Annotated in this window: 3 protein-coding genes; 1 reads left to right on the top strand and 2 read right to left on the bottom strand. The window is 73.4% G+C overall.

The annotated features are described in order from the left end of the window. Window positions 1-32: 32 nt before the first annotated feature. Entirely contained in the window at window positions 33-5,303 is a 5,271-nt protein-coding gene (locus G3I78_RS25580; protein ID WP_164428543.1) for a type I polyketide synthase, read from the bottom strand. Window positions 5,304-5,370: 67 nt separating this feature from the next. Continuing rightward, window positions 5,371-19,026, bottom strand: coding sequence for a type I polyketide synthase (locus G3I78_RS25585; RefSeq protein WP_239158044.1), 13,656 nt, complete (start codon window positions 19,024-19,026; stop codon window positions 5,371-5,373). A 250-nt stretch (window positions 19,027-19,276) separates the two neighbouring features. On the opposite strand from G3I78_RS25585, the gene G3I78_RS25590 reads away from it, so the two are divergent. Then, window positions 19,277-20,092 (top strand): hypothetical protein, encoded by an 816-nt coding sequence (locus tag G3I78_RS25590; RefSeq protein ID WP_164428545.1) that lies wholly within the window; start codon window positions 19,277-19,279, stop codon window positions 20,090-20,092. Window position 20,093 lies beyond the last annotated feature (1 nt).

Here is a 20,093-nt window from a genome sequence, read left to right on the forward strand (position 1 = left end):
GAATCCTCCACGGTCGCGTGCGGTAGGGGTGGTCAGTTGCCGACGGCGCCGAGGGCGCGGGCGACGAGGTCGTCGGTGTCCATGGCGGCGATGAGGTCCAACGCGCCGTCGTCCGCGGGCTCTTCGGGAACCAGGCCCGCGGGAGCCGTCGCCTCGGACGCCCGCTCGGGCTCGGGAAGCAGCTCGGCCAGCAGATGGCGGGCGAGCACGGCCGGGGACGGGTAGTCGAAGATCAGCGTGGCGGGCAGCCGGACGCCGGTCGCGGTCGCGAGGCGGTTGCGCAGTTCCACCGCGGTGAGCGAGTCGAACCCGACGTCCTTGAAAGGCTGTTCGGGTCGGACCGGCACATCGCCGAGCACGGTCGAGGCGTGCGTGCGCACCAGGTCGAGAACCCGTCGACGACGGTCCTCCTCGGGCAGCGCGGCCAGCCGGTCGGCCAGGGACTCCTGCGACTCGGACACACTGTGCGCGGCCTTTCGGGGCGGGCTGACAAGTCCCTTGAACACCACGGGCAGTTGACCCTCGGCGGCGGCAGCCCGCAGCGCCGGGAAGTTCATCCGGCTGGTCACCAGCGCGGCCTCACCCGACCCGATCCCCGCGTCCAGCAGCGCCATGCCCTCCTCGGCCGACAGCGCCAACGCGCCCTGCCGGCTCATCCGGCTCTGGTCACCGCCGTCCAGGTGCCCGGTCATCCCACTGGCGTCCGCCCACAGTCCCCAGGCGAGGGAGACGGCGGGGACGCCCTGGGCGCGGAGTTGGTGGGCGTAGGCGTCGAGGGCGGCGTTGGCGGCGGCGTAGTTGGCCTGTCCGGGGTTGCCGAAGGTGCCCGCCGCCGACGAGAACAGCACGAAGGCGGCGAGGTCCTGATCCTTCGTCAGCTCGTGCAGGGTGCGGGCGGCGTCCGTCTTCGGGGTGAGGACGGTGTCCAGATGCTCCGGGGTCTGCGCGGTGATCACCGCGTCCTGGAGCACCCCGGCGGTGTGGATCACGGCCGTGAGGGGATGCGCCGGGTCGATCCGGTCCAGTACGGCGGCGAGTTGGGCCGGGTCCGCCACGTCGGCCGCACTCACCGAGACCTGGGCACCGAGCCCGGTCAGCTCCTCGACGAGGCTGTCGGCTCCGGGCGCGGCCGGACCACGGCGGCTGACCAGGTGCAGATGCCGGATGCCGTGGTGGGTGATGAGGTGGTGTGCGGTGAGGGCGCCGAGGGTGCCGGTGCCGCCGGTGATGAGGGCGGTGCCGTGGGGGTTGAGGGGTGTTGTTGTGGTGGTCGGGTTGGCTCGGGTGAGTCGGGGGGTGGTGATGGTGCCGTGGGTGAGGGTGAGTTGGGGTTCGCCGGTGGCGAGGGCGGTGTTGAGGAGGTCGCGGCTTTGGGTGTCGGTGTCGATGAGGATGATGCGGTCGGGGTGTTCGTTCTGGGCCGTACGGATGAGTCCGTGGACGGCTGCGTGGGCGGGGTTGTGCTGGGCGTTGGTGGTGAGGATGACGAGGCGGGTGTTGTCGGGTTCGGTGGTTCCGGCGAGGTGTGTCTGGACGGCGGTGAGTACCTCACCCGTGAGTTCGCGGATGTCGGCGTTGGTGCGGTCGGTGAGGTCGAGGACGGGCCAGTCCTGTGTGGTGACCGTGTCCGGGGTACGGACCGGCTGCCACTCCAGGCGGAAGAGGGCGTCAGCGATACCGCCGCCCGCCAGCGCTGTCGGGTCCACGGCCCGGAAGGAGAGGCTGCCGACCGAGACGACCGGGGCGCCGGTGGTGTCCGCCGCGTGGAGCGAGACGGCGTCGGGGCCGGCCGGGGTGAGACGGACACGCAGGGCGGTGGCGCCGGTGGCGTGGACGGTGACGTCGTTCCAGGCGAAGGGCAGCAGGGTGCGGTCGTCCGGGACCTGCCGCTGCTCTCCGAAGGCGGCCGTGTGCAGGGCCGAGTCGAGCAGTGCTGGGTGCAGGGCGAAGGCCGCCGCGTCCTGAGCCGCCTCCGTGGCGAGGGCCAGCTCGGCGAAGAGCTCCTCGCCCCGGCGCCAGACCTTGCGGAGGCCCTGGAAGACCGGGCCGTACTCGTAGCCCGCCACGTAACGCAGATCGTAGAAGTCCGCGACGGACAGCTCCTCGGCGCCCGGCGGGGGCCAGGCCGTGAGGTCGGCGGTGTCGGGGGCGGCGGGGACGGCCAGGAAGCCGGTGGCGTGACGGGTCCAGCCCTCGGCATCCGTACCGCGCGAGTGCACGGTGACGGACCTGCGGCCCAGCTCGTCCACCGCACCGGCGCTCACCTGGACCCGGACCGTCCCGGCCGACGGCACCACCAGCGGCGCCTCGACGACCAGCTCGTCCACCGCACCCGCGCCCACCCGCTCACCGGCCTGGACCGCCAGCTCGACCAGGGCGGCCCCGGGCACCAGAACCGTGCCGGACACGGCGTGGTCGGCCAGCCACGGGTGCGACTTCAGCGACAGCTGCGCCGTCATCAACACGCCGTCGGAGTCCGGGAGTTCCACGACGGCGCCGAGCAGGGGGTGGTCGGCGGAGTCGAGCCCGGAGGCGCCGAGGTCGCCCCTGGGGGACGGGGTCTCCAGCCAGTAGTGCTTGCGCTGGAAGGGGTAGGTGGGGAGATCGGTGTGGGGCTGCGCGGGGAGGTGCCAGGCGAGCGCGAGGCCACGGGTCTGCACGGTGGCGAGGGAGGTGTGGAGACGGGTGGGGGTGTCGTCACCGCGGCGGAGGGTGCCGGTGGTGACGGTGGGGGTGTCGGCGTGGGTGTCGAGCAGGTCCTGGACGGCGGTGGTCAGCACAGGGTGGGCGCTGATCTCGATGAAGGCGCGGTACTCCTCGCCGATGAGGGCTTCGACGGACTCGGCGAAGCGGACCTGGTGGCGGAGGTTGTTGTACCAGTAGGCGCCGGTGAGGGGGGTGTTCTCGTCCAGCCAGGCGGCCTGGTAGGTGGAGAACATCGGGATCTTCGGAGCCTGAGGACTCAACTCCCAGAGAAGTGTGGCGAGTTGGTCTTCGATGCGTTCGACGTGGCTGGTGTGGGAGGCGTAGTCGACGGGGACCTTGCGGGCGCGGATGCCGGCTGCGTTCGCGTTGTCGTGCAGGTCGTCGAGGGCGTCGGCGTCTCCGGCGACGATGGTGGAGGTGGGTCCGTTGACGGCGGCGATCTCGATACGGCCGTCGTATTCGGAGATACGGTCCTGGGCTTCGGTCAGCGGGATGGGCAGGGACATCATGCCGCCGTGGCCGGCGAGGTGCTGTCCGATGGCCTGGGAGCGGAGGGTGACGATGCGGGCGGCGTCGTCGAGGGTGAGGGCTCCGGCGATGTGGGCTGCGGCGATCTCGCCCTGGGAGTGTCCGATGACGGCGTCGGGGTGGATGCCGTGGTGCTGCCAGACGCGGGCGAGGGAGACCATGACGGCGAAGGAGGCGGGTTGTACGACGTCGACGCGGTCCAGGCCGGGGGCGCCGTCGAGTTGTCGTACGACATCGAGGAGCGACCAGTCGACGTACTTGCCCAGTGCTTCCGCGCAGGAGTGCATCGACTCGGCGAACACGGGCTCGGTGTCGAGGAGTTGGGCTCCCATCCCGGCCCACTGGTGTCCTTGCCCCGGGAAGACGAACGCCACCTTCCCGTCCACGTCCGCCGTCCCCGTCACCAGCTGTGAGGCGGGCTGTCCCGTGGCCAGGGCCCGCAGGCCGCTGTCGTAGCCCTCGGGTGAGTCGGCGATGATCGCGGCCCGTTCGAGGAAGGTGGGGCGGCTGGTGAGGAGGGCGTGGGCGACCTGGCCGGGGTCGGGGGTGGGGTGGGTGAGGAGGCGTTCGGCCTGGTCGCGCAGGGCGCCCGGGGTCTTGGCGGAGAGCAGCCACGGTGCCGTGACCTCGGACGCGGGCGCCGGGTTCTCCTGGTCCGGGGCCTGCTCCAGGATGATGTGGGCGTTGGTGCCGCTGACGCCGAAGGAGGAGACGGCGGCCCGGCGGGGACGTTCGACGGTGGGCCAGTCGCGGGCCTCGGTGAGGAGTTCGACCGCGCCGGCGTTCCAGTCGACCTTGGTGGAGGGCTGGTCGACGTGGAGGGTCTTCGGCAGGACTCCGTGGCGGATGGCCTCGACCATCTTGATGATCCCGGCGACTCCGGCGGCGGACTGGGCGTGGCCGATGTTGGACTTCAACGAGCCCAGCCACAACGGCTGTTCCGCTGAGCGGTTCTTGCCGTAGGTGGCCAGCAGTGCCTGGGCCTCGATCGGGTCGCCCAGTGTCGTCCCCGTGCCGTGACCCTCCACCGCGTCGACATCGGCGGAGGTGAGACCGGAGTTGGCGAGGGCGGCGCGGATCACCCTTTGCTGGGAAGGGCCGTTGGGGGCGGTGAGGCCGTTGGAGGCGCCGTCCTGGTTGATGGCCGAACCCCGTACGACCGCCAGCACCGGGTGGCCCAGGCGCCGTGCGTCCGAGAGGCGCTCGACCAGGATCGTGGCGACGCCCTCGGCCCAGCCGGTGCCGTCGGCCGCGTCGGCGTACGCCTTGCAGCGGCCGTCGGTGGCGAGGGCGCGCTGGCGGGAGAACTCCACGAAGACACCCGGGGTCGCCATGATCGCGGCGCCGCCCGTGAGGGCCATGTCGATCTCGCCGCCGCGCAGGGCCTGTATGGCGAGGTGCAGGGCGACCAGGGAGGAGGAGCAGGCGGTGTCGAGGGTGACGGCCGGGCCCTCCAGGCCGAGGGTGTAGGAGATGCGGCCGGAGGCGACCGCGCCCGCGGTGCCGGTGCTGAGGTAGCCCTCGACCTCGGGCGGGGCGTTCTCCATGTCGGGGGCGTAGTCGTGGTACATCACGCCCGTGTACACGCCGACCCGCTGGCCCTTGAGCCGGGTCGGGTCGATGCCGGCGCGTTCGAAGGACTCCCACGAGGTCTCCAGGAGGAGGCGCTGCTGGGGGTTCATCGAGAGGGCCTCGCGCTGGTTGATGCCGAAGAACCCGGCGTCGAACTCGCCCGCCCCGTGCAGGAATCCGCCCTCCCGGGTGGCGGAGGTACCGGAGCGTTCGGGGTCGGCGTCGAAGAGGCGTTCCAGGTCCCAGCCGCGGTCCTCGGGGAACCCGGAGACCGCGTCACGGCCCTCGGCGACCAGGTTCCACAGTTCGTCGGGGGTGGTGACCCCGCCGGGCAGCCGGCAGGCCATGCCGACGATCGCGATCGGCTCGGCCCGCGCGGCCTCGAACTCGCCGAGCCGTTCCTTGGTCTGCTTCAGGTCGACGAGCGCGCGCTTGAGGTAGTCGCGCAGCTTCTGCTCACCGGCCGAACCGGCGTTGGGTGTCACGTCGTTGGACATGCTGGGTCTGCCCCTTCAAGGCGTCTTCAAGGCGTTGGCGGTGGATGGGCCGGCTGCGGCGGTGGCGTCAGGACAGACCCAGCTCACCGTCCATGAGCTGGAAGATCTCTTCGTCGGTGGCGGCGTCGAGGTCGAGGGAGTCGCCCGTCCCGGTGGTGAGCGTGGTCGTGGCGGCGGGTGCCGCGCCGAGCCGTGCCGCCAGGTCGAGCAGCCGGGCCCCGACCTGGGCGCGGGCGCCCTCGTCGGCCGGGGACAGGGCGGCCAACGCCTGCTCCAGCGAGTCGAGTCCGGCGGTCGCCGCTTCTCGTGCGACCGAATCCTCCTGGCCCGCCTCGCCGGTGATGCCCAGCTCCTCGATCAGCCGGTCCGCCAGTTCGGCGGGGGTCGGGTGGTCGAAGATCAGCGTGGCCGGGAGGCGGACGCCGGTCGCGGTGGCCAGGCGGTTGCGCAGCTCCACGGCGGCGAGCGAGTCGAAGCCGGCGTCCTTGAACGCGGCCTCGGCGCCGATCGCCCGTGCGGTGGCGTGGCCCAGTACGGCCGCTGCCTGGGTGCGCACCAACTCGACGACGGTGTCGAGCCGTTCGGCCGGGCCGAGGGCGGCGAGCCGGTCGGCGAGGGACTGCTCGGCGGTCCCCGAGGCGGCCCGGGTGGCCTTGCGCGGTATCCGCACCAGCGCCCTGAGCAGCGCCGGCACCTCGGCGTCCGAACCGGCCCTGGCGCGCAGTCCGGCCAGGTCGAGACGGGCCGTGACCAGCGCGGCCTCCTCGGAGCGCAGGCCCGCGTCGAGCAGGGTGAGGGCCAGCGCGGTGGGCATGGCGGCGATACCGGTACGGCGGCCACGTTCCAGGTCGGCCGTGCCGAGCTCGCCGGTCATCCCGCTGGCCTCCTCCCACAGCCCCCAGGCCAGCGAGATCGCCGGGGTGCCCTCGGCGCGGTAGCGGTGGGCCAGCGCGTCCAGGGCGGTGTTGGCCGCCGCGTAGTTGGCCTGCCCGGGGTTGCCGAGGGTGCCGGCGGCGGAGGAGAACAGCACGAAGGCCGCCAGGTTCTGATCCTTCGTCAGTTCATGCAGGGTGTGCGCCGCCTCCGTCTTCGGGGCGAGGACCGCGGCCAGGTGTTCGGGGGTCTGGGCGGTGATCACCCCGTCCTTGATGACACCGGCCGTGTGGATGACCGCGGTGAGCGGATGGGCGGAGTCGATCTCACCCAGTACGGCGGCGAGTTGGTCCGGGTCGGCCACGTCCGCCGCGCCGACGGTGACCCGGGCGCCGAGCCCGGTCAGCTCCTCGACGAGGGCGTCCGCTCCGGGCGCGGCCGGGCCGCGGCGGCTGACCAGCAGCAGGTGCCGGATGCCGTGCTCGGTGACCAGGTGCCTCGCGACCAGGGCGCCGAGGGTGCCGGTGCCTCCGGTGACCAGGGCGGTGCCGTCGGCGTCGAGCGGGCCCGGTCCTTCGGGCACCTCGGCACGGACCAGGCGCGGTACCGCGATCGTGCCGTCGGCCAGGGCGAGTTGGGGCTCGCCGGTGGCCAGCGCGGCGCCCAGCAGGGGGCGGCTGACGTCGTCGCAGGCGACCAGGACCAGCCGGTCCGGGTGCTCGTTCTGCGCGGTGCGCACCAGCCCCCACACCGCCGCGTGGGCCGGGTCCAGGCGGGTGTCCCGGGTGAGGACGACCAGCCGGGCGTCCGCGGGGCCGTCCGACAGGTGGGCCTGCACGGCGGCCAGGACCTCGGCCGTGAGGCCGTGCACGTCCGTGTCGCGGGCGAGGAGGGCGCGGCACGAGAGGTCCAGGACCGGCCAGTCGGCGCCGGCCGACTCCTCCGGCGTACGGATCTGCTGCCACTCCGTGCGGAACAGCGAGTCGCGCAGCAGCCCGTCCGCCGTCCCCAACTGCCGTGGGTCCACGGCCCGGAAGGACAGCGAGCCCACCGTCACCACCGGCGCGCCCGTGGCGTCGGCGGCCGTCACGGACACCGCGTCACCGCCGAGCCGGGTGATCCGCACCCGCAGGGCGGCGGCCCCGGTCGCGTGCAGGGTGACCCCGTTCCACGCGAACGGCAGCAGCACCCGGCCGGGTTCGGTCTCGGCGACCGCGCCGAAGCTGGTGGCGTGCAGGGCCGCGTCCAGCAGCGCCGGGTGCAGCCCGTAGGCGCCGGCGTCCGGGGCGGTGCCCTCGGGCAGGGCGACCTCGGCGTACGTCTCCTCGCCGCGCCGCCACACCTCGCGCAGGCCCCGGAAAGCGGGCCCGAAGTCGTGTCCGGCGGCGGCCTGGCGGTCGTAGAAGCCCTCGATGCCGACGCGCTCGGCGTCCCGCGGCGGCCACGCCGTCAGCGGGGCGCCGGTCCCGGTGGCGGGGGAGGGGCTGACGGACCCGGCCGCGTGCCGGACCCAGTCGGCGTCCTCGCCGGTCCGGGAGTGGATGCTCACCGGTCGCCGCCCGGCCGTGCCCTCGGCGGCGCCGACCTGGACGCGCACCTCGACACCACCGCGCGGCGGCAGCACCATCGGCGCCTCCAGGACCAGCTCCTCCAGATGGTCTGCGCCCGCCCGTTCCCCGGCCCGCGCCGCCAGTTCGACCAGCCCGGTCCCCGGCACCAGCACGGTGCCGGACTTGGCGTGGTCGGCGAGCCAGGCGTGCGCGGCCGTCGCGGCGGAGAGCCGGGCGGTGGCCAACACCCCGCCGCCGTCCGGGAGTTCCACCACCGCGCCGAGCAGCGGGTGCCCGGCGTCGGCGAGCCCGAGAGCCGTCACGTCGGAGGCGCCCGCGCTCATCTCGGCCCAGTAGCGCTCCCGTTGGAAGGCGTACGTCGGCAGGTCCACCCGCCGCGCCTCCTCGACCGGGCCGGTCAGACCGTCGGCCGCGCCCCGGACGTACAACCCGGCGACGGCCGCGAGCAGCGTCGCGGGCTCGGGGCGCTGCCGGCGCAGCCCGGGCAGGAAGGCGACGGAGCCGCCCTCGCCGAGCGCGTCCACCGTCTCCCGCGCCATCGCGGTCAGCACGGCGTCCGGCCCGATCTCCAGGAAGTGCCCGGCACCGCGCCCGCGGACATGCCGTACCGCGTCCGCGAAGCGCACCGCCTCGCGCACATGGCGCGACCAGTAGTCGGCGGAGCCCAGCTCGGCCGGGCCCGCGTCCGCGCCGGTCAGCGTCGACACGACGGGGATGCGCGGCTCGTGGAAGTCCAGCGTGGCCGCTACCGCCCGGAACTCCGCCAGCATCGGCTCCATGCGCGCCGAGTGGAACGCGTGGCTCACCCGCAGCCGCTTGGTCTTGCGGCCCTGCGCGGCGAGCGCGTCGACGACCGCGAGGACCGCGTCCTCGTCGCCCGACACCACGACCGCCTCGGGCCCGTTGACCGCCGCGATCCCGGCGCCGCCGTCGGTCGGCAGCAACGGCCGTACGTCCGCCTCGGCGGCCTGTACGGCGACCATCGCGCCGCCCTCCGGCAGGGCCTGCATCAGCCTGCCCCGCGCGGCGACGAGGCGGGCCCCGTCGGCCAGCGAGTACACGCCCGCCACATGAGCGGCGGCCAGCTCGCCGATGGAGTGCCCGGCCACGAAGTCCGGCCGCACGCCCCACGATTCGACCAGCCGGAACAGCGCCACCTGCACGGCGAACAGCGCGGACTGCGTGTACACCGTGCGATGCAGCAGTACGGCCGCCTCGGTGCCGTCGGCCGCGAACACCACCTCCCGCACCGGCAGCGGCACATGGCCCGCCAGCTCCCGGTCCAGCTCCGCGCAGGCGGCGTCGAAGACCTCGGCGTACACCGGGTACGTCTCGTACAACTCACGGCCCATTCCGGCCCGTTGGCTGCCCTGCCCGGTGAACAGGAACGCCGTGCGGCCCGACGCGGGACCGCCCGTGACCACCGCGCCCGGTGTCTCGCCCGCCGCCAACGCGTCGAGTCCGTTGAGGAGTTCGTCCCGGCCGTCCGCGATGACGACGGCCCGCTCGTCGAGCGCCGCCCGCGAGGTCAGCAGGGAGTGCGCGAGGCCGCCGAGGTCCGCCGACCCGTCCCGCACCCACTGGGCGAGCCGTGCCGCCTGTCCGGCCAGCGCCTCGGGGGTCTTCGCCGAGAGGGCGTACGGCAGCACACCGCCCTGCGGCACGGCCTCCGACTCCGGCTGTTCCGGGGCCTGTTCGATGATGACGTGGGCGTTGGTGCCGCTGACGCCGAAGGAGGAGACGGCGGCCCGGCGCGGACGCTCGACGCCCGGCCAGTCACGGGCCTCGGTGAGGAGTTCCACCGCGCCCGAGTCCCAGTCGACCTTGCTGGACGGCCGGTCCACGTGCAGCGTCCTCGGCAGCACCCCGTGCCGGATCGCCTCGACGACCTTGATGATGCTCGCGGCACCGGCCGCACCCTGGGTGTGCCCGATGTTGGACTTCAACGAGCCCAGCCACAAAGGCTGTTCTGCTGAGCGGTCCTTGCCGTAGGTGGCGAGCAGCGCCTGGGCCTCGATCGGGTCGCCCAGCGTCGTCCCCGTGCCGTGCGCCTCCACCAGGTCCACCTCGGACGCGGCGAGACCGGCGTCGGCCAGCGCGGCACGGATCACCCGCTGCTGGGAAGGGCCGTTGGGGGCGGTGAGGCCGTTGGAGGCGCCGTCCTGGTTGACGGCCGAGCCGCGCACCACCGCCAGCACCGGGTGCCCGAGCCGCTCCGCGTCCGACAGCCGCTCGACCAGCAGCAGGGCCACGCCCTCCGCCCAGCCGGTGCCGTCGGCCGCGTCCGCGAACGCCTTGCAGCGCCCGTCCGACGACAGCCCGCGCTGCCGCGAGAACTCCACGAACGCGTCCGGCGTCGTCATCACCGCGACCCCGCCGGCCAGCGCCATCGTCGACTCGCCGCCCCGCACCGACTGCGCGGCCAGATGCAGCGCGACCAGCGAGGACGAGCAGGCCGTGTCGACGGTGAGGGCCGGGCCCTCCAGTCCGAGCGTGTAGGAGATGCGGCCCGAGGCGACGCTGCCGGAGGTGCCGGTCAGCCGGTAGCCCTCCAGTTCGCCCGCGCCGTGCTGCAACCGCAGTGTGTAGTCACGGTCGTTGACCCCGACGAACACCCCGACCCGCTCACCGCGCAGCCCGGTCGGATCGATCCCGGCCCGCTCGAACGTCTCCCACGTCGTCTCCAGCAGCAGCCGCTGCTGCGGGTCCATGGCGACGGCCTCCCGCGGCGAGATCCCGAAGAACCCCGCGTCGAACCGCGTCGCCGTGTCCAGGAAGGCACCGTTGCGGGCGTACGACGTCCCCAGGTGCTCGGGGTCCGGGTCGTAGATCCCCTCCAGGTCCCAGCCGCGGTCCTCGGGGAAGCCGCCGATCACGTCGACACCGTCGGCGACGATCCGCCACAGCTCCTCCGGCCCGTCGGCGCCGCCCGGGAACCGGCAGCCCATCGCGACGATGACGATCGGGTCCTCGTCGTCCCCGGCCGCCCGCGCCACGACAGCCTGCTGTACGGCGCTCTCCTCGCCGCCGACCAGGTCCGCGAGCAGCTTGAGGGCCAGGGCGGACGGCGTCGGGTAGTCGAAGACCAGCGTCGTGGGCAGGGTCAGTCCGGTCCGCTTGCCGATCCGGTTGCGCAGTTCCACGGCCGTCAGCGAGTCGAACCCGGCGTCCTTGAACGCCCGCCGCTCGCCCACCGCGTCCGAGGAGTCGTGCCCCAGGACGGCGGCCGCCTCGCTCCGGACCAGCTCCACGAGGGTCTGCTCCCGCTCGGCGGCCGGCAGCGCGGCCAGCCGCTGGGCGAGGGTGCCGCCCCCGGCCGCCGGCTCGTCGCCGCCGCGCGCCGCGGCCCGCCGCAGCGGACGCACCAGCGACCGCAGCAGCAACGGCACCGGCTCCGTGGCCGACCGGGCCCGCAGCCCCGCGAGATCGAGCCGCGCGGTCACGAACGCCGGCTCGTCCGACCCGATGCCCGCGTCGAGCAGGGCCATACCGGTCTCCGCCGAGAGCCCCAGCATCCCGTCCCGCCGGTGCCGACGCAGCGCCGTCTCGTCCAGGTGCGCGGTCATCCCGCTCACGTCGGACCAGTAACCCCAGGCGAGGGAGACGGCGGGGACGCCTTCGGCGCGGAGTTGGTGGGCGTAGGCGTCGAGGGCGGCGTTGGCGGCGGCGTAGTTGGCCTGTCCGGGGTTGCCGAGGGTGCCTGCCGCCGAGGAGAACAGCACGAAGGCGGCGAGCTCCTGCCCGTTCGTCACCTCCCGCAGATTCCGGGCCGCGTCGATCTTCGCCCGGAACGCGGTGTCCAGGCGCTCGGCGTTCTGCGCGGTGATGATCCCGTCGTCGAGGACACCGGCGGTGTGGATGACCGCGGTGAGCGGGTGCTCGGGGTCGATCTGCCCCACCGCGGCGGTGAGTTGACCGAGATCGGCGGCGTCCGCCGCACTGATCGTCACCTGCGCGCCGAGCCCGGTCAGCTCCTTGCGCAGACTCTCGGCACCCGGCGACTGGAGCCCCCGCCTGCTGAGCAGCAGGAGGTGGCGGATGCCGTGGTGGGTGATGAGGTGGTGTGCGGTGAGGGCGCCGAGGGTGCCGGTGCCGCCGGTGATGAGGGCGGTGCCGTGGGGGTTGAGGGGTGTTGTTGTGGTGGTCGTGTTGGCTCGGGTGAGTCGGGGGGTGGTGATGGTGCCGTGGGTGAGGGTGAGTTGGGGTTCGCCGGTGGCGAGGGCGGTGTTGAGGAGGTCGCGGCTTTGGGTGTCGGTGTCGATGAGGATGATGCGGTCGGGGTGTTCGTTCTGGGCCGTACGGATGAGTCCGTGGACGGCTGCGTGGGCGGGGTTGTGCTGGGCGTTGGTGGTGAGGATGACGAGGCGGGTGTTGTCGGGTTCGGTGGTTCCGGCGAGGTGTGTCTGGACGGCGGTGAGTACCTCACCCGTGAGTTCGCGGATGTCGGCGTCGGTGCGGTCGGTGAGGTCGAGGACGGGCCAGTCCTGTGCGGTGACCGTGTCCGGGGTACGGACCGGCTGCCACTCCACCCGGAACAGCGCGTTGCGCAACTCGTCGGTGTCAGCCCCGAGTTCGGCGGGATCGACCGCCCGGAACGACACCTCGCGGACACACAGCACCGGTGAACCTGAGGGATCGGAGGCCGCCACGGACACGGTCCCGTCGTCCTGCGGCATGATCCGCACCCGCAGGATCCGCGCGCCGGACGCGTAGAGCGAGAAGCGGCGCCAGGTGTGCGGCAGCAGCACCTTGCCGTCCTGCCGGGCCCGGCCCAGCGGCCCGAACGCGGCTGCCTTCAGGACCGTGTCGAGCAGCGTCGGATGCAGCGCGAAGTCCGCCCCGTCGGGCCCGACCTCCGGCAGCACCGCCTCCGCGTACACCTCGTCGCCGTGCCGCCACAGCTTCCGCAGCCCCTCGGGGAGCAGCTCGGCCGCGACCGCGTCGGCGCCGTGCGGCCGCCGTACGGTGAAGTCCCCGACGAAGGCCGGAGGCTGGGCGGAGAAACGGCCCGCAGCGTGCCGCGTCCACTCCTCGGAGCCGTCGGCACACGCGTGCACGCTGACCGCCCGGCCACCGTTGGAGGCCGGCCCGGACTCGGGCGCCCCGACCTGCACGCGGATACGCACCGAGCCGGACACGGGCAGCAGCAACGGCCGCTCCACGACGAACTCGTCCAGCACCCCCGCACCCACCTGGTCCCCGGCGTGCACGGCCATCTCGACCAGCGCCGACCCGGAGACGGCCGACTCCTCCTCGTCCGCCAGCAGCCACGCATGCGTCTTGCGCGAGAGCCGTCCGGTCGCCAACACACCCCCGGTACCAGGGAGTTCGGCCACGGCGGCGAGCAGCGGATGCTCGTCGGCCGCCAGCCCCAGGGCACCGGCGTCGGTACCGCCGGTCGGACCCTCCAGCCAGTAGCGCTTGCGCTGGAAGGGGTAGGTGGGGAGATCGGTGTGGGCCTGTACGGGGAGGTGCCAGGTGGTCGGAACCCCTCGGGTGTGGAGAGTGGCGAGGGAGATCAGCAGACGGGTGGGGGTGTCGTCGCCGCGGCGGAGGGTGCCGGTGGTGACGGTGGGGGTGTCGGCGTGGGTGTCCAGGAGGTCCTGGACGGGGGTGGTCAGGACGGGGTGGGCGCTGACTTCGATGAAGGCGCGGTAGTCGTCCGCGATGAGGGCTTCGACGGATTCCGCGAAGCGGACCTGGTGGCGGAGGTTGTTGTACCAGTAGGCGCCGGTGAGGGGGGTGTTCTCGTTCAGCCAGGCGGCCTGGTAGGTCGAGAACATCGGAATCTGGGGTGTCTGCGGGCTCAACCCGTCGAGCAGTGCGGCGAGTTGGTCCTCGATGCGTTCGACGTGGCTGGTGTGGGAGGCGTAGTCGACGGGGACCTTGCGGGCCCGGATGCCGGCTGAGTTCGCGCTGTCGTGCAGGTCGTCGAGGGCGTCGGCGTCTCCGGCGACGATGGTGGAGGTGGGTCCGTTGACGGCGGCGATCTCGATACGGCCGTCATAGGCGGCGATACGGTCCCGAGCCTCGGCCAGCGGCACAGGCAGGGACATCATCCCGCCGAGCCCGGCGAGGTGCTGTCCGATGGCCTGCGAACGGAGGGTGACGATGCGGGCCGCGTCGTCCAGTGAGAGTGCTCCGGCGATGTGGGCTGCGGCGATCTCGCCCTGGGAGTGGCCGATGACGGCGTCGGGCTGGATGCCGTAGTGCAGCCACACCCGCGCCAGCGACACCATCACGGCGAAGGAGGCGGGCTGTACGACGTCCACGCGGTCCAGGCCGGGGGCGCCGTCGAGTTGTCGTACGACATCGAGGAGCGACCAGTCGACGTACTTGCTCAGTGCCTCCGCGCAGGAGTGCATCGACTCGGCGAACACGGGCTCGGTGTCGAGGAGTTGGGCTCCCATCCCGGCCCACTGGTGTCCCTGCCCCGGGAAGACGAACGCCGTCTTCCCACCGACATCCGCCGTCCCCGTGACGACCTGCGCCGCCGAGGCGCCCTCGGCCAAGGCCTTGAGGCCGGTGGCGAGTTCGTCGTTCGTGGCGCCGATCACGACGGCACGCTCGGTGAAGGAGGCGCGGGTGTGGGCCAGGGCGTGGGCGGCGGGGACCGGGTCGAGGCCGAGGGCGTGGGCGAGGAGGCGTTCGGCCTGGGTGCGCAGGGCGTCGGGGGTCCTGGCGGAGATCAGCCAGGGGACCGTGCGGATGTCCTCCGTGTCGGGGGTCGGGGCCAAGTCCGGCTGGTTGGGGGCCTGTTCGATGATGACGTGGGCGTTGGTGCCGCTGACGCCGAAGGAGGAGACGGCGGCCCGGCGGGGGCGGTCGGTGGTCGGCCAGTCGCGGGCCTCGGTGAGGAGTTCGACGGCTCCCGCGTTCCAGTCGACCTTGGTGGAGGGCTGGTCGACGTGGAGGGTCTTCGGCAGGACTCCGTGGCGGATGGCCTCGACCATCTTGATGATTCCGGCGACTCCGGCGGCGGACTGGGCGTGGCCGATGTTGGACTTCAACGAGCCCAGCCACAACGGCTGTTCCGCTGAGCGGTCCTTGCCGTAGGTGGCCAGCAGTGCCTGGGCCTCGATCGGGTCGCCCAGTGTCGTGCCCGTGCCGTGGCCCTCCACCGCGTCGACGTCGGCCGCCGTCAGGTGGGCGTTGGCCAGCGCCTGGTGTATGACGCGTTGCTGGGAGGGGCCGTTGGGGGCGGTGAGGCCGTTGGAGGCGCCGTCCTGGTTGACGGCGGAGCCGCGGACCACGGCCAGGATCGGGTGGCCCAGGCGTTCGGCGTCCGAGAGGCGTTCCAAGGCGAGGACTCCGACGCCCTCGGCCCAAGCGGTGCCGTCGGCGGCGTCGGCGTACGCCTTGCAGCGGCCGTCGGCGGCCAGGGCGCGCTGGCGGGAGAACTCCACGAAGGAGGTCGGCTGGGCCATCAGGGCGACACCGCCGGCGAGGGCGAGGGTGCACTCGCCGTTCCGCAGGGACTGGGCCGCCAGGTGCAGGGCGACCAGGGAGGAGGAGCAGGCGGTGTCGACGGTGAGGGCGGGGCCCTCCAGGCCGAGGGTGTAGGAGACCCGGCCGGAGGCCACGCTGCCCGCCGTGCCGATACCGCGATAGCCCTCCAACTCCTCGGGGACGCGGGCGATCTGGGCGCCGTAGTCGTGGTACATCACCCCGGAGAACACGCCGACCGGGGCGCCGCGCAGCCCGGAGGGGTTGATGCCGGCGCGCTCCAGGGCCTCCCAGGATGTCTCCAGGAGGAGGCGCTGCTGGGGGTCCATCGCGGTCGCCTCGCGCGGCGAGATCCCGAAGAACTCCGCGTCGAAGTCGGCGAGTTCGTGGACGAAGCCGCCCTCACGGACGTAGGAGCTGCCGGGGCGGGCGCCCTCGGGGTCGTAGAGGTCGTCGAGGTTCCAGCCGCGGTCCTCGGGGAAGCCGGAGACCGCGTCACGGCCCTCGGCGACCAGCCGCCACAGCTCGTCCGGGGTGGTGACCCCGCCGGGCAGCCGGCAGGCCATGCCGACGATCGCGATCGGCTCGTCGGAGCCCGCGACCTCGGGGCGCAGTTCCTCGGCGGGCCGCTCCACGCCGGTGACCAGGGTGTCGAGGAGTTCGGCGACGGCCTGCGGGGTGGGGTGGTCGAAGGCGAGGGTGGCGGGCAGGGACAGGCCGGTGGACTCGGTGAGCCGGTTGCGCAGGGCGACGGCCTCCAGGGAGGTGAAGCCCAGATCCTTGAAGGGCCGGGTGGGGCCGACCCGGGAGACCCCGCCGACGTCACGGACGCGGGCGGTCTCGGTGCGCACGGTCTCCAGCAGGATGCGCAGCCGGTCCGCCTCCGGCAGCGGGGCCAGCCGGTCGCGCAGCGCCTCGGCGACGGACAGGTCGGCGGGGGCGGACGCGGCGGAGACGTCGATCAGGCCGGAGAGCAGCGGGGACAGCGCCGACGGCTTCGAGGAACCCGGCACCCGGGCGGCGCTCGCGGCCAGGGCGGCGGTGTCCAGGGCCAGCGGCAGGCAGTGCACGGCCCCGGTCAGACGGGCCGCGTCGAACATGGCGAGGCCCTCGGCGCGGGTCAGGTCGCGCACACCGGTGACCTGCTCGCCGGTGCCGTCGACGACCGAGGTGGGCTCCCAGGGGCCCCAGCTCAGCGACAGCGCGGGCAGGCCGCGGTCGGCGCGGTGCCGGGCGAGCGCGTCCAGGAAGGCGCCGTAGGCCGCGCGGTCCGGGTCGGTGGGGGAGCCCAGCAGGGCGTCGGCCGGGGAGCAGACGACGAACTCCGTCAACTCCTCGTGTCCGCGCGAGAGTTCGTGCAGGTTCAGCACTGCTGCCACGGCCGCTTCCAGGGCGCGGTCGGGGCGGTGGGCCAGTGCGGTCTGCCAGCCGTGGGCGTGCACGATCGCGGTGAGCGGGTGTTCGGCGCGGTCCAGGGCGGCGGCGAGGGCCTTGCGGTCGGCCGGGTCGCAGGCGGCGGCGGTCACCGTGGCGCCGTGGGCGGCGAGTTCGGCGCGCAGCGCGGCCAGGGGCGCGTCCTCGGTGTCGTAGGCGCCGAGGAGCAGCAGGTGGCGGGCGTGGTGGCCGGTGACCAGGTGCTGGGCGAGGGCGGCGCCCTGCGCGCTGTCGGCACCGGTGACGACGACGGTGTGCTCGGGGTCGATGTCCCGGCCGTCCCGCGCGTCGGTGGTGGCCGCGACCCGGGCGAGCCTGGGCAGCAGCAAGGTGCCCGCGCGCAGGGCGAGTTGGGGCTCACCGGTGGCGAGGGCCGCGGGCAGGGCCTCCCGGGAGGCGGGCGTCTCGTCCAGGTCCACGACGGCGATACGGCCCGGTTGGCGGGCCTGGAGCGAGCGCAGCAGGCCCCACACCGGGGCGTGCGCGATGTTCTGCGCGCTCTCTCCGGCCCGGGCGGTCACGGCCCCGTGGGTCGCCACGGCCACCCGGGTCCCGGCCAGCCGTGCGTCGGCCAGCAGCCCGGCCAGCTCGTCGGCCAGCCCGCGCACGGTCCGCCGTACCCCTGCCGCGAAGTCCGCGGCGGGCGCGGCCCGCGGCACGTCCAGGGCGAGTACGACGGTCCCGGGCGCCGGCTCGCCACGGCTGAGCCGTGTGTCGAGGGCGGCGGTGAGGGCGGCGGGGTCGGGGGCGGTGAGCAGCCAGGTCCCCGCCGGGTCCGGGGCCGTGGGCAGCGTGCCCGGCACCCAGTCCACCCGCAGCAGTGAGTCGAAGTGGGTGCTGTTCGCCGCGCGCAGGCGGAGCGGGCCCTGGAGGAGGCGGTGGCGGACGATCTTCCCGGACGGGGTGCGGGGGATCAGGTCCGTCTCGTACAGCTCTTCGGGGACCTTGTAGTAGGCGAGGCGCTCGCGGCAGGTGTCGTAGACGACTTCGGGGTCCAGGCCCTCGGGGCCGGGGACCAGGAAGGCGACCGGGACCTCGCCGAGGACGTCGTGGGGGCGGGCGACCACGGCGGCGTCGGCGACCCCTGCCACCTGGCGCAGCACCTCCTCGATCTCGCCGGGGTGGATGTTCTCGCCGCCGCGGATGACCAGCTCCTTGAGGCGGCCGGTGACGGTGAAGTGGCCGGACTCGTCGCGGCGGGCCAGGTCCCCGGTGCGGTACCAGCCGTCGCGCAGCGCCTCCTCGGTGGCCTCGGGGTCGTTGTGGTAGCCGGCCATCACGTTCGGCCCGCTGACCCACACCTCGCCGTCCTCGCCGGCCGCCACGTCCGCGCCGGTGTTGGCGTCGACCAGGCGCACCTCGACCCCCGGCACCGGGAGCCCGCACGAACCCTCCACGCGGGGTCCCGACGGGCGGCCCATGGTGATGGAGCCACAGGTCTCGGTGGAGCCGTAGGCGTCCAACAGGTGGGCGCCGTAGGCCTGTTCGAAGGCGGAGTGCAGGGACGCCGTCGTCACCGCGCCGCCGACCAGGCAGACCCGCAGCCGCGGCGCCTCGAAGTCCTCCCGGGCCGCGGCCCGCACCAGCTGGTGGTACATCGTCGGCACGCCCGCCAGGAACGTGGCGTCCTCCGCGCGTACGGCCCGCAGCACGTCGTCCGCGTCGAAGCCGTCGACCAGCCGCACCGAGGCGCCCACGGCGGTGGCCGCGACCACGCACACGATGTGCGACAGGCTGTGGAACAGCGGCAGCGGCCACACCATCCGGTCGTCCTCGGACAGCCCCGGGATCGGTACGTAGCTCGCGGCGACCGACCACAGGGCGTTGCGCTGGGTCGAGCGCACCCCCTTGGGGCGGCCGGTGGTGCCGGAGGTGTAGAGGATCCACGCGACCTCGTCCAGACCGAGGTCGTCCCGGGCCGGGACCGGCGGCTCGGTGGTGGCGAGCTTCTCGAACGACACGGTGCCCGGGGGCTGTTCGGGGCCGGTCACCACGATGCGGACGGGGTCGCCGCCCGTCTGGAGGGTGCCGAGGACGCGCCGCACCTGGTCGAGGTGGACGCGGTCCGTGACGACCAGCCGGGCACCGCTGTCGTCGAGCAGATGGGTCAGTTCCGCGTCCGTGGAACGCGGGTTGAGCGGTACGCCGATCGCCGCCGCCCGGACGATCGCCAGGTAACTCTCCACCGTCTCCACGGAGTTGCCGAGCAGGATCGCCGCCCGGTCGCCCGGCTGGAGTCGCAGCGCCGCCAGATGTCCCGCCAGGTTGGCGGTCCGCCGGGCCAGTTCGGCATGGCTGACCGAGCGCCGCGCGTCGCGGTAGGCCACCTTGTCCCCGAAACGGTACGCGTGGGCTGCGAGCAGCTTCGGCAGCGGTTGGATCAGCTCGGTCCGCAGCATGTCCATACACCTCTCGGTAACACGGCGACAACGAAATGCGGTGGGGCGTCGGTCAATCGGTACCGCCCACATTCCCTCAGCGCACTTCGTTCCGGTAACCCCAGTCAGCCCCCCTAAGAGAGCCCTCATTACGGACGTGGTGCAAATCATTGCGGCTCGGGGCGGGAGTGGGTTATCCGGCGCCTCTAGCATGGGCAGAAGCCCGTTCCGTACGCACCATTCCGTCGTTCACAGAACTGAGGCAATCCACATGAATCTCCAGTTCACCCATGCGCGCGTCGGCGCGCCCGAGATCACCGGGGCGGACGGCGTCACCCGCCCCCGACCTCCTGAAACCCTGCTCGACCTGGTACGCGACCTGCGTGCCGTGGAACCCGCGAGCCGCTGGTTCTTCCACTGGACGGAAGTCGCCGAGCGGCCCGTGATCGACCTGTGGGCCGGTGTTCCGGCAGCGCTTTCCCCTGAGTTCTCCGGGCATTTGGCGAACCTGCTGGAACCGATAGGGGTGCCCCCCGAAAACTCCCCTACGCCCGGCGAATTCCCGTCCATCGAATTCGACGACGACGTCGCCATGGCGTCCAGCGAACTCGCTCTCGCCGTCGCCGGGGAATCAGCCCTGGACTACCGGACCCAGCTCGTTCTCGCCGTCTGGCATCTGCGCCATGTCGTCGCGCTGATCGAGGAGTCCGGGCGGCGCGGATTCCTGTTCCGCTGCTGGCAGCACCACACCGCCCGGCTGACGCCCGCGCAGCGCACCGAGCTGTGCGCCCGCAGCGCCGACGGCGCGGACGTGCTGCGGGAGGGCCTGCCGGCCATGGGGCCCGACACCGAGCGCGGCTGGGACGGCTACCTGCGCACCCTGCGCCGCAACGCCCGCGCCTGGGCGGCGGAGGGCGCACCGGTCAACTACCTGCTCTTCGAGCACGCCCACCTGACCCTGCGCCGGCTGCGTGTCCCGCCGTCCGTCGAGGCCCTCGCGGCTCGCACGGTACGGCTGTCCCTCACCCCGTCCGGCACGGACCCGGGGCCGCTCGCGGTGCCGGGTGCCGTGCTCTCGACGGTATGAG

It is taken from the genome of Streptomyces sp. SID13726, from assembly GCF_010548375.1.
Lineage (GTDB): Bacteria > Actinomycetota > Actinomycetes > Streptomycetales > Streptomycetaceae > Streptomyces.